Origin of the sequence: Yoonia sp. 67-2 (assembly GCF_035117555.1) — a bacterium.
Taxonomy (GTDB): domain Bacteria; phylum Pseudomonadota; class Alphaproteobacteria; order Rhodobacterales; family Rhodobacteraceae; genus Yoonia.
Window position 1 is genome coordinate 23,718 of record NZ_JAYKPK010000015.1, and the last position, 12,887, is coordinate 36,604.

At 54.5% G+C, this 12,887-nt stretch carries 5 protein-coding genes and 2 pseudogenes; 3 read left to right on the forward strand and 4 right to left on the reverse strand.

The window, feature by feature from the left end; translation table 11 throughout:
• Positions 1-10 precede the first annotated feature (10 nt).
• Together VOY09_RS17665 and VOY09_RS17670 are read right to left on the reverse strand one after the other, a co-directional pair.
• Positions 11-283, reverse strand: coding sequence for a hypothetical protein (locus VOY09_RS17665; protein ID WP_322896205.1), 273 nt, complete (start codon positions 281-283; stop codon positions 11-13).
• Entirely contained in the window at positions 273-7,001 is a 6,729-nt protein-coding gene (locus VOY09_RS17670) for a VCBS repeat-containing protein (protein WP_322896208.1), read from the reverse strand. The genes VOY09_RS17665 and VOY09_RS17670 overlap by 11 nt, the downstream gene beginning before the upstream one ends.
• 685 nt (positions 7,002-7,686) lie before the next feature.
• On the opposite strand from VOY09_RS17670, the pseudogene VOY09_RS17680 reads away from it, so the two are divergent.
• Positions 7,687-7,974: pseudogene (locus VOY09_RS17680) on the forward strand (ATP-binding protein); the annotation flags it as partial.
• 56 nt (positions 7,975-8,030) lie between these two features.
• Here the strand turns inward: VOY09_RS17680 and VOY09_RS17685 are convergent.
• Positions 8,031-8,134, reverse strand: a pseudogene (locus tag VOY09_RS17685) (IS3 family transposase); the annotation flags it as partial.
• Between the two features lie 1,291 nt (positions 8,135-9,425).
• Between VOY09_RS17685 and VOY09_RS17690 the strand changes: the two are divergent.
• Entirely contained in the window at positions 9,426-10,079 is a 654-nt protein-coding gene (locus VOY09_RS17690) for a hypothetical protein (RefSeq protein ID WP_322896209.1), read from the forward strand.
• Positions 10,076-12,265 carry a hypothetical protein gene (locus VOY09_RS17695; protein ID WP_322896211.1) on the forward strand — a complete coding sequence of 730 codons (2,190 nt, stop codon included), beginning with the start codon at positions 10,076-10,078 and terminating at the stop codon, positions 12,263-12,265. Before VOY09_RS17690 ends, VOY09_RS17695 begins: the two co-directional genes overlap by 4 nt.
• A gap of 137 nt (positions 12,266-12,402) precedes the next feature.
• On the opposite strand, the gene VOY09_RS17700 is transcribed toward VOY09_RS17695, so the two are convergent.
• The gene (locus VOY09_RS17700) at positions 12,403-12,633 is read right to left on the reverse strand and encodes a hypothetical protein (protein ID WP_322896213.1); all 231 of its coding nucleotides are present in this window, start codon (positions 12,631-12,633) and stop codon (positions 12,403-12,405) included.
• Positions 12,634-12,887 lie beyond the last annotated feature (254 nt).

Genomic DNA, 12,887 nt, shown 5'->3' on the forward strand with positions numbered 1-12,887 from the left:
TGTCCCATCGTCAATGATCATTTCCGAAGAGCTCATGCAGATCGACACCAGAACGGGCCTTGACGACCTCGGCTTTCAGCGTAGCAACATGAACCTGCCGTGCCGTATCGAGGAGGGCAAGCTCGCTTGCCAAATCTTGAAGGCGTTGCTGTGCGAATTGTATCAAACCGACCAGCCGCTGTCCTTCAGGCGACAGGCGCGTGGTATCAAGCTCTGTCCCGTTTATCTTTAAACGCGGCGCCACGGCTAGGTGCGACGCCTGAGCGCCGCGATCAGGAAGCATAATAGCTGCCATCCACATCACCAACCAGAATGCCGATCATGCTGACACCCGTATCCACCAGAAGATCGTCGCGCCGCAGACCCTGCTCATAGAACACGGCATTGCGATCAATGCCTGACCGGTCAATGCCCGCATCCACAAAAACCCATTCCGGCTCGGCCGCTCCGGCCAAACCGACCGCATATTTGAGAATGTTCAGCGCGTCATCGGCGCCGAGCCGGCCATCGCGGTTGAAATCGGCAGCGATGTAATCGTGCCATTCGGCCGTCCCATCGGATTTTGGCAGACCGACTGCCAGACGCAGTGCCTGCAATGCATCGTTGGCACCAATGGCGCCTTTGCTGTCACTGTCCACCGCCAGATCGGCCAGAATCCTTAGATCTGCCCCCAGTGGTGCATCAAAGGTTACGATATTGCCTGTCCGCACAGAGGCCGCAATTTCCGAGATACCGACTGCAGGCTGCGCGATGCCGTTCAGCGCGATATTAGTGATGATCAGATCGGGTTCGGCTGCTGTCGTGAAGCGAGCCAGCACAGTTTCCACGCCTGGGGCAATGGCATCTCCGCCGCTGATACCGCCAAAACCGCTTAGGCTGATGCTATTGGGCGTACCGCCGTAGGTAAGAACCACCCAATCGGCCAATGCCGGGGCCAGAGTAAAATTCTCTAGGGTGGTGAAATCTGAGAGAACGAAATCAATCGCCGAAAGCGCGGTTGTGGGGGTAACCACGATTTCGAAGGTGGTGCTATCCGCACCCGCACCGGATTTGCGGATATGGATTTGATCGCCACTGACCGTGGCCATGGCGCTGACCGTATCGGCGGACAGCGGGTCGCCGAACCTGTCGAGGAGGGTGGTTGTTACGCTTACCGTCGGGTCGCTACCAGTGGCGGCGATCAAGGCGAATTCTGCCGTAACGGTTGCCAATGAAACCGCATCCACTTCGGTTTCGGTCAAGTTCAGGGTGACGAGTTTGTCGCCGCCAAGCACTTTGGCCGAAAACCGCACCAGCGGCATGCTGAAATCGGTCAGGTTCGGCAATGCCGCGCCCGCCACGGCCAGAACCCCGGTTGCGGCATTGTAATTAGGCAGCCCCGCCGCGCCGGGCACTGTGGTAAAAGAATTCACATTGATGAACAGATCGGCAGGATCATGGCTGAGGGTGAATTCAAAGGACCCGATCCCGTCGCTGCCCGGATCGGCGGCGGGGGTGGCAAAGATCTCGAACTGCGCCACGCCACCTTCCTGCGATACAAGCGCGATCCGGAAAGGCGGTGTCGGAGCGGGATTGGCGGCAATCGCGGCTGTCGGGGCGCTGGCCAGCGTCTCGGTTGTGCCTGCGCCATCGACATAGCTGACCTGCAACGTGATGACCTTGCCGATTTCGGCCTCGGTGAGCGTCAGGCTGTTTTGGTTGTTGCCGCGCGGGACGATGACGCCATCGGCCTTCCAGCTATACAGCAGCGTTCCCAGCCCGTCGGCATCACCCAGTGTGCTTGTATCGGCGAACAGCGTGCGGTCCTGCGCCGGGGTGCCGGTGATCTTGACAGTCCCAGTTGGCAGATTGTTCGGTATCAAAGGGGCAATATCGATTGCAGCTACACCAATGCTGACGGTGTCTGTGCCGTCATTGATCGTGACCGCAAGTGTATCTGCCGCGCTGCCTGTTGCATCTGCGGCCGCAGTGTAGCGCAGCAACGCCGGTTCTTGCAGGTAATCGTTCAGCGCCGCGACGCTGCCTATCAGTCTCAGGCTGGCGGTGCCTGATCCTGTGATGCCAATGCCGGCGACATCTTCAGCCGCAAGCGTGCCATTCGCCACAGTCAGCGTAAGCGCCAGCGTTGGAGAATCCGGATCGGCCAGCACCAGCTTCGACAGATCAATCACAGCCGCCGCTTGTTTCGTCACCGTAAGATTTGCTGGAAGACCGAGCCCGGTAGGCAGATCATTCTCTGGTGTGACCGTGAGGACCAGCGCGGCTGCCTGTTGGGTTTGTGTGGTATTGGCAAACAACAGCATCTGTCCGGTAATGTCGCCCACGACTGCATCCGCCTTGCCATCGCCATCGATATACCCAAAGCTCAGGCTGCTAAACCGCCCTCCCGTCAGGCCGGTGAACGGATTGGCCTGCGCTGACATCGCCACAAAGGCGGTGCCTGTGTTTACAAACCCGCTGATCACACCGACGGAGTTGGCAACGAACAGATCCATATCGCCGTCCTGATCGACATCGAGAAAACTCGGACGGCTCCGCGAACCCACATCGATTCCGGCAAACGGATCCTGCGCCCCCGCCAGCAATCGATAAACTGGCAATCCGGTAGTCGTCGACATTACTCCCGTATTGGCATAAGCAACTAGCCTGCCGGCGGTGTTGCCGACTACCATGTCCAGGTCGCCGTCACCGTCGATATCAGCAAAAGCCGGCGCCGCATGTGCACCGACATCAATTCCGTCAAATGGGTTGTCGCTGCCGGTCAGCATGACATAGCCCGTTTTGGTTGCACGCAGTACCACCAGCTTGCCAGTTGAGGTACCGACGACCATATCGACCAATCCATCGCCATCCAGATCGGTCAGCACGGGTGCTGCATAGCTGCCCACATCAATCCCGGCGAATGGCGACGCCGCCGGTGTCATAAAGCTAAAGCCGGCGTCGGTGGCCGCATAGACGGTCAGCAACCCAAAATTGTTGCCCACAACCAGATCTGGCCGGCCATCGCCCGTCACATCGCCGATCGTGGGGGCGGCATATTTGTCAGCAGTTTTGCCTGTCAGGGGGCTGGCCGCGCCTTGTACCAGTGCAAAGGTGGTGTTGGCTGCGCCTGCAGATGTCAGCCCGACACCATCGGAATCAGTGATCTGCAGCGTCAGGGTGCGTATCGGTGTCGGGGTGTCGCTGCTATTGGCATAGGTCAGGCTTTCCAAAAGCCGGTCGATCGCAGCAGCGCTGGCGTTGTCGTTGAAGGTCACACTGAGCGGTGTGCCAACGCCGCCGGTCAATATGCCGATCGACTTTCCATCAAAAGTGATCTCTTGCTGCGCTGTCACGCTGTTGAATTTAACCCCGATCTGTCCAGCAGCGGTCCCGCCATCGCGCACGGCCAGCCGATCTTCCGGCAAAAGGCCGGCGACGCGCAACTGCCCGCCTGCAAAGCTTTGCGCAAGGCTGACAAAATATACATCGGGATCGATGATTTGCGGCGCGCTGTTCACCGTTGATTCGGTAAAAGCGACGGTCGCTGCCAGATTGCTGAGATGGCTGGTGCCATTGCCGGGTGCGATGTCCAGATCAATCTTGCCAAGCGCGATTGCCCCAGTGCCATCGTTCAGCGTGACATCTATGCGAGCGGCGTTGTCGCCACTTGCACGGCCCTCGCTGTTCACAAAGCTGACCCTGACGGGGTCTGCAAGATAGCCGTTCAGCGCCGCAGCGGTGCCGCGCAGCACCAGCGTGGCAGTACCAGCCCCGGTCACAGCCACATCGGGGGCAGCCGTTGCTGTCAGCCGCCCGGTGCTTGCCACAAGTACCAGATCGAGCAAGTCGGTCTGATCAGGATCAACCAGTTTTAATGTGCGCAAATCAAGCGATGATTGCGCCGTTACGCGCACCACCAGATCACTGGGCAGGCCAGTGGCAGAGGGCTTGTCATTCTCGGGTGTCATGTCAATCTGCAGCGACAGCCCTTCGGGCGTGGTGTTACGCCATAGCGCCAAAGTGCCGTCGCGACCGCCGACCACCACATCCGGGCGGCCATCCTGATCAAGATCGACAAGCGCTGGCGCGGCCGCGCTACCAACCGACAGAGCGGCAAAGGGATTGTCGCTGCCAACCCGTTCTAGCCAGCCTCTGCCCATCCCTGTATTGGTAAAGCTGCGCAGGCCGCCATTGCCATCGCCAATGAGCAGATCGGCGTCACCATCACCATCCAGATCCGCAAAATCGGGGTTTGCACCATTGGACACCGTGATTGGCACCAGCCCCTGCGCGACCGTGCCGGTCACATCTGCCCCAAGGCTCACCAGCTCGATCAACGGATCAGTCGTCGTCCCAGTAACCTTGATCGTGAATTGCCGCACGACACTGGTGTCCGCCTTGCTGGTAAACTTCAGTTGATAGGTAAGGGTCACGCTCTCGTCAGCGGCTAAATAGGCGAAAACGTCGCCGTTGAGCGCGAGCGACCAGTTCGCCGTACCGGCGTCCTGCGTCACGACTCTGAGTGGCGCCACCAAGGTGACATCGGTCAACGTGGTATGCGAAATGCCGCTTTTCGTCACAGTGACTTCGGTCTTGGCCAGATTGGTCAAATCGAACGTGGCAAAGGTCATCTTGCCGCTGCCGGTCAGCGAAAGCTGCACAAAAGGGTCACGCCAAGACACCGGTGCAACGAAGGTGCCGCCGATATTTTCGAAGGCGTGCAAACGCCCGTCAGCGCCACCCGCCACCAGATCAAGGTCGCCATCGCGATCAATATCGACAAAGGCGGGCTTGGCATTGCTGCCGATATCCAACCCGTCAAGCGGATTGGCCGCCCCGGTCAACTGAACAAAGCCGTTCGCTGTCGCTTGATAAACCTTGAACCTGCCAAGATTGTCGCCGACCACCAGATCGGCGCGGCCATCACCCGTGACATCCGCGAAAACGGGGCTGCTACGCGCACCCACATCGATCCCGGCAAAGGGGTTGATGGTCATCAGAGCAAAGGTGCTACCCGTGTTCTCGTATGCGACCAGCGTGCCACCAACAAGGCCGACCACCAGATCAAGATCGCCATCGCCATCAAGGTCCACAAAGGCAGGATCAGCATTCACGCCAAAATCAATACCGTCAAAGGGGCTGTCGGCCTGTGCCTCAAAGGAAAAGGCGATGCCCGAGGTATCCCCCAGCCCGTTACCCGCTGCATCGGTCAGGGCGATGAACAGCGGATGGCTGGTCACCGGGGCCTGCGTGAGCTGCTGATAGGTCAGGGCATTCACCACGGCCGTGATCCCCGCGAGAGTCGCTGCTGCGTTGAAGGTCACGACGAAATCCGCCCCCGCGCCGCCTGCGGCCGTACCGATTTCGATACCGTTGAAACGCACTATTTGGGTTTCTGTCCCCGCCACAGCGATATCGGCGGTATTGGCGATCGCTACGCGATCAGCGGATACCAGCCCCGAAACAGTCAGGCGACCACCGTTAAAGTCTGCCTCGGCATCGGTGATTGTCACCGCGAGCCCTAACGACTGGGCGGGACTGCTGTTCGCCTGTGCCTCGGAAAAGACAATGCTGGCCTTCAACCCGGTCATGATGGGCGCGTCAGGCTGCGCGACGAGTGTGATTTTGCTGCTGCCCAGGTCAACCGAGGCAGAGCTTTCATCGGTGGCGATCGCGGTCAGCGTCAATACGCCGATGCCTGTCAGATCGGCGGGACCGGTCAGGCGCACCACATCGGGATCGGCAAGGTAAACGCCAAGATCAGCGGCCTTGCCCGTCAGTGTCAGTTTCCGCCCGTCATCATCCGATTGCACGCTCACCTTGCTGGTCGGCTCTGCGGCCAGCCTGCCAGCCGTCAGCGTCAGCACCAGATCGATCTTATCTGTTATATCGGGATCAGCAATTGCCAGCCCCGACAGATCAAGACGGCCGTTCAGATCCTCCAGAATGGTCACGACGGTCGGCAGCTTGTTGCCTGTCGGGGCGTCATTCTCGGGATTGACCTGCAACGCAGTCGTAAAGCTGCGTTCGGCCCCCGCGCCATCCACCAGATCAAAGGTGATGGTGCGCGCTGCGGTGGTGGGCACATCGCGTTCGTTGGCATAGGTCAGCCGTTCGAGCAAGGCCTCGATCGCGGCATCGGTGGCCGTCGAGTTGAAGGTAAAGACCAGCGGCGCACGCAAGCCAGCAGCGGCAAGCCCGCCGCCAGTCATCTCTGCGAAAGCTGTGCCACCAAAAGAGACAGTGCCGTTCACGACACCGATCTGGCCCGCAGCATTGCCCTGATGCGGCAAAGCAACCAAATCCTCGTGCAAAAAGCCCGACAGCGTTACGCTGCCACCAGCCGCATTGCCCTCTGGATCGATAAAGCCAAACGGTAGCGCGCCACCGGCATTGGCGATCAGCGGCACGGGCCCAGCATTGACCGTATTTTCATTAAAGATGGTCGTGGCGGCCAGATTGATCAGCGCGGGGGGGTCGTTCTCGGCGGTCACCGACACAGTGATCGGCGCCGCGGCTGTGGCAAGATCGCTGTCCGCGATGGTGATCACCAGATCGCGCGACGCCGCCGGGGTGTCACTGGTGTTCCGATAGGTCAGACTTTCGACCAAGGCCTCAACCGCTGCCGGTGTCGCGGTCGCATTCAGGGTGATCGTGGTCGTGCCTGTCGCACGCGCCAGCGTGCCGATTGCGCTGCCGGCGAAGGTAACGATAGCGGTGGTCGCGTCGAAACCGATCTGCCCCGGCCCGGTCCCCACATTGGCCAGGGCAATCACGTCTTCGGCCAGCAAGCCGCTGACCGTGACGGTGCCACCAGCGAAATTGCCCTCAGGATCGCCTATGCTGACCTCGCTGTCCAACAGCTGGCCTGCCGCATTCACCGTATTTTCCAGATACGTGACAGAGGGCTCAAGGCCAGTGAAGATTGGCGCGTCATTGACCGCCGCGATCTCTATGTTGCGCGTCAGCGGGGTGCCGACTGCCGTGCTGTCGCTGTCATCGAAAAGCGCGAGTGACAAGCTTTGGGGGGGGTGGGGGGGGGAGGTGTTTACGTCCCGCGCGGGTTTGTAGGTAAGGCCAGATGTAGTGAACAGATAACTGTTGAGATCTGCGCCTGTACCCGAGAGTTGCACCGTCGCGCTGTCTGATCCAGTTATTCCGACGTTGCCGACCGCCGCCCCCGACAAGGTGCCGCTACTGACCGTAAGCTCAAGAACGAACTTCGCAGATCCGTCGGATATGATTGTATCGTCCTCAAAAGCAATACGGCTGGCTGTATCTTCTGTGAACGCGAAACTTGCAGTATTACCATTGTTTAGCGTCATGATCGTCTCCCAAGACTAACAGCCGCAAAAACCCTTTGCTTGGGATCACCGTGCAAGCGTAAATGCCTAGTTTCGAACATTTTTTGCCCGGCACGGTTTTAAGTTCGGCGACGTTTGGGTTATTATTTTTCAGCGCATGCGACAAATTATAAAAAGATTATTTAAAATACCTAAAAGATAATATTTTTGGCTTTTTATGTTAGTTGTTTGATCCCAGCGTTTGATGGTGCGATCTTTTCTTTGGAATGGAAGGAAGCATTATGGGACAGATACGTCACGGGAGCGCCACGACCACGGACGCAGTCAGAGTTGCAATACAGCGATCGCAAGCTTCGGCCGCAGAGTTAAGCCGTACCTACCCTCAGGAGGACAAGCCACCGTGGAACGCACCCAGGTTCTGGAACTGATGGGCGCTCTCAAACTATACGGGATGCGCAGCGCATATTATGAGATCATGGCTACTGGCATCAAACGCCAGTTTGACCCCCCACGCATTGTCGGGGACCTGTTGCAGTCGGAGATCGCCGAGAAGCAGGCCCGCTCGATCAAGTATCAACTCACCGTCGCAAAGCTGCCGCTTGCAAAGGATCTGGAGGATTTCGACTTTGTAGATACACCGGTCAACGAGGGTCTGGTGCGAGACCTCGCCACAGGCACCTTCGTGGCTGTTGATTACCGCTGAGAATTGACCCGGGGGGGTGCGGACAAAACCTTGGACTGTTTTCACGGCATAAGGCCGAGGCTTCTACGGTATTCGATTGGCTTCTGCCACCAAGGGACATCTTGATGCGTGTTTCGTTATACCAGCGGATGTAGGCGTCAACTTCGTCAATAAACTGGGCCGCGGTACGTCACCCTTGGATATTAACTTCGTTTAAACCTGTGAAACAGTGTCCAAGTCGAGCTCCCGCAACCAAAAATCACAATATATCAAAGCCTTAGAATCCGACCTAATCAGTCGGGTTTCTGCTCGCCCGAAACACATCAACGCCACATCAACGTTTACTTAGCCCTCCAGAAATCTGGCGGGCTTTTTGCGTTGGCGAGGGTAATTTGTCTTTGGAACATCCCACCATGATCGAATTCCGCGCCCTCCCTGATGACCACCCCGACTTTTTCTATTCGCTGCTACTGCGTGGCGCACTTCTGACGCTGCAATATGTTCAGCTGTGGCATCTGCTGCAGTAAAGAAGAAAACAACACACAGCTTGACCCCAGCAGGAACCAATATCCACAATCAGAGGTGGCTCACTTATTGGTGAAACACCGGCTCAAGTCCGAGTGAAGATCAACAGGTGTCCTGAATAACCTTTATGCCTGAACTCAAGTACATGATTTTTAAAGCCTCGGTAACGATACTTTAATAAACACCGTAGATCATCTGCAGTGAGCAGATAAACTTATCAAATTACTGAAAAACCATGTGTTGCCGCCCTGATGGGAGCATCGTTCCTCTCTCTGGCGTGTTGAGTGTAAAACAGGCCAGAGAGTAACACTCTTTTAGGTAGAATCTTCAACCAGCTGAATAAACTGCGTGTCTCGGACCCAGCCGCAGCTCTTTTTCGGCGATATTCAGGTTTGTTTACAATGTCTCTTCGGGATGTGTCGGTGTTATCCCGCCAATCGGACAGTGCAAGCATGTATTTTATACGGGCAGACCCATTCCATCTTGTCCCAGGCACCTCGGTTACAGAACTTCAAAGGGAAAAGGACTGAAAGTCCAGGACGTCCCAAATATCAACAAACGGAATGTCAATGTCACCCTCTGCAAGCCGTATCATGTAAATGATCAGCAGTAGCAGGGCCCCGTCACTGTGACAGATCGGCAAGGCAACAAACAGCGGTGTACACCGGCAGTCGCTCTCACTAACAGGGCTACCCCTCATGGACTTACCATAGTGCTTTGACGCGAGAGAGCTGGTCCCGTTCTTGTAAGTGCTACGTACTATTTATGACATAAAATAAGCCCCGCCAAATCTCACGCATCGCCGGCAGACGAGTTCACGTCGTATAGAATATATTAACTATTATGAATAAAAGTGCGCTGTTTCAGACCCAAAATTTAAGAATTGTTAATCGGTGTTCGTGTTCCTTTCATTTAAGAAAGGGGGCGACACCATGTCTACTTCAACCATTGCAAACACCAGAACGAATGCCTCGTCAGGGTTTTTCACGATATCATTGGCCTATCTACTTTCTGGATGTGTGTCATCAACAGTCGCGTCTGATCCCCAGCTAAACGAATTCGACCGCATAACAGGGGCCGCAAGGGCGATCGAGAGTAAGTTTGCGGGCGGTCAGCGTACCGCCCTGGCAGACGTACCGACCACGGGCTCAACAGATTATGCCGGGTTTATGTCAGTCAAACTGGCAAGTCGGACCGAGAGGGTGGCTGCCAAAATAGCCGGCGAATTATTCCTAACGATAGACTTCGCACAAGGTGATCGAAGCATGCTTGCGGGGCACGGCAACAACTTCGTCAATGAATATGGAACATCACTACCGGGACAGCTTGTTCTGTCGGGTGGCACGCTGAACCGCGGTCCAAATCCGACCAACAGTCCGACATTTAATTTCGACGGCTACGGCAGTTTGACCGACACAGAACAAAATACCGTCATGACAATTTCAGCAACCTTTGCAGGCGACTTTTTCGGCACAGATGCAGATGCTCTCGGAGGGGAAGTTGCTGGCAATGCGGTGACAGCAGATAAGGCTCAGCCTTTCCAAGGCGTATTTGCTGTCGCTGAAAGTCATGGAGACCGGCAATGAAAACCTCCAAGACGACACTGATCGATGGTATCCAGAGGGCGGATCCGGTCGGCTACATATCACCAAATCTATTTGGCGCGATCAACACCAATATCTTTGGGTTTAACATCTTCACTGAACACTCAAAAGACATTGGCCTGACTGACGTTCGGTTTCCGGGGGGGACAGTCGCAGAATACGGATATGTGACAAACGGCTTGATCAGGCTTGCTGAAGGCGAAATAAATATACACAGTCTGAGCGGTAACCGGTCAAACATTGCGTTTGACCTGACCCATCCTGAGCTTATCAGCCCAGTCGCATTAGAATATGATGCAGCGAACAACCCGGCGCGCAACGATGTGGCTAGCTTCAGTCAGATACTCTCCCTCGCGCATGAGCGGGGCGTACCAGTCGGACTTATTATTCCGGTTGAACGGTATTTCAACGGAATAGATTTTTCGGATAAATCTACGAGAGAGCTGGCTATCAGTACTGCAAAGTCGGATGTTTCAATATTTCTTGATCGCCTTAATAACGGCAAGTTTAACGATGGTACTTACCCAAGCCTGATCACACTAGAAATTGGGAACGAGAATTATACAAACCCTATTGAATATGCAATTGTCGCCAAAGCCATTATTAATCAAATTACAACAAGCATGATGGGGAGTAGTGTAAACTATGAGATAGCAATTCACGCTGGACGTGGGCAATCTGATTTCAACACTCTCAAAGGTCAGGAATACTTCGAAAAGTTCGCTGACGTACCCCCGGGCGAAGTAGATGGCCTTGACAAGGCACTAAGTATTGTCGGCAGTGCATCCACTCGCAGCGATCGCATGATTGCGATTGATAGTATGAAGTCACATATTATTGGCGACAGCCTCGTTTATGTCGATGCAATTCGCCATCATATCTTGAGCTACAACTCAGAAAAGTCTGAAAGTGAACTCTCGCCACTCAACGAGCGGCAGCAAGTTGTTGAGTTCTGGATGAACAGATTTGAAGCGCTTGGTATTTCACGCGAAAATGTGGATTACTATGTGTCTGCCTGGTCTGTCGGTAATACAGGTTCGGATCAACCGCCGTATCAGTTGGCCTATGCAAGTGACGTTCTTGGATTGTTCTCTCACTTCGCACAGCACGGCGTTGACCGCGCAGCCGCATGGGGGCTGGTCGGTGCCTTTAGATATAGTGACACGATGTCCGGAACGGTTATATCTGATCGGTTATCTGAATTTGCATCGCCGCAAGCAGCGATTCTTAAACTAATGAGTGAAAATATTGCTGAATCCGAGTTCCTGGGAACTGCACGGGACAGCGAAGGCCGGTGGGTAAAATATACATATGAGAGCGAAGATAGCTACACTGTCTTTATTTCAGCGGGTAATTTAGAAGGGTCAGATCTGACCGTCAGTGTCAACATGGGCTTTTTGGCCGATGCCGATGTTGTTTCAATTGCAAACCTTGATATTGCGGATGGAGCGCCAAACGGGCAGTCGCGAGTTACCACGGTCACTGCTTTACCTGAGGACGGCATTATCGATGTCACTTTCGATCAGAGCTATGAGGTGGCAATGATAAAAATTGACAAATCTGACAGCCCATCATTTGTCTTTCTGACTGAGGTCGAAAAGTTCATCGGTAGAAAACTCTCAGTTGATTCAGAGTCAATGATATTACCTCAGTCAGTTGAGAAGTCACCTGTTTCCGGGTCCAAGTTTACCGACGTTATAAAAATAGGTGATCAGGGCGGGGTCGTAGGGGGAGGCGGTGATAGAGGCACAGTAACTCTCGATCAGATCGACCCCCAGACAATTGGACGCATTGGAGATAATCGGGGAGATATCCTCATCGGAGGAGCGGGGAACGATACCATGTATGGATCGTCGGGAAATGATTTGTTGGGAGGTGGGTATGGTGACGATAATCTGTGGGGTGGTGCCGGTTTTGACACATTCATATTTGTAGGTGGGAAGGATACTATACATGATTTCAACCCGGTCGTAGATCGAGTCCTTGTTGACAAGGCTTTGCTTTATGGACGAAATTTTGACGAATGGTTTGAATCTTCCGTTGTGACAAACGAAAAAGGTATCCAGATTAATTTTTCTTCTGATGCTAGCCTTTCTCTTTACGATGTGTTTGACGAAAATGTTGTTCTAAGCAACCTGGAGCTGGTTGACACATTTTCATTCTGGTAAGTAAGGTCAACATTTGTCATTCATCAGAATAATTTCCGATATTCTGCTATAACCTGAACTGACTTTTCAACCGGATTGCCCCCACGACTCTCGAGCATTTTATCAATAAGTTATGCTACTCATGTATACGACACATCTCAAGGCTCATGAAGCGATTTACAGTTTGGTTCCAGATGTTTTGAGCTTTCGGCTATGGCGACGGCCCAGAAAAACACATTGCTTAGTTTAGTGTCGCCCCTGCGAGCCAATGCGTAAGCGGTTAGTTCTAACCTTTCAATTAACTGCGGCATGTTTGCAATCGCTAGAGCATCAAGAAGGTCAACATCCCGAAGTTTACTGTCAAAAAGCACAATTTTGGAATCAGTCATTTTCAAGGTTTCCTCGCTTGTTCACCGTGATTATGACAAGATAGTGGTTAACAATTCACTAATGTGAGTTCTTTGTGCGGCTCGGGAGGAGGTTTGTCTTTCGTCTCGAAACTGACGGTGGAACAGATTGACCTGATGGGATGAACTGTCCTCCGACTGTGTTTCGGCGTGCAAAACTGGCTCTGACTCAGTTTTGATGCAATCTTTGGCGTTTCTTATTCAGATAGCTCCTACCAACCGAGCTTTGAGCAGGT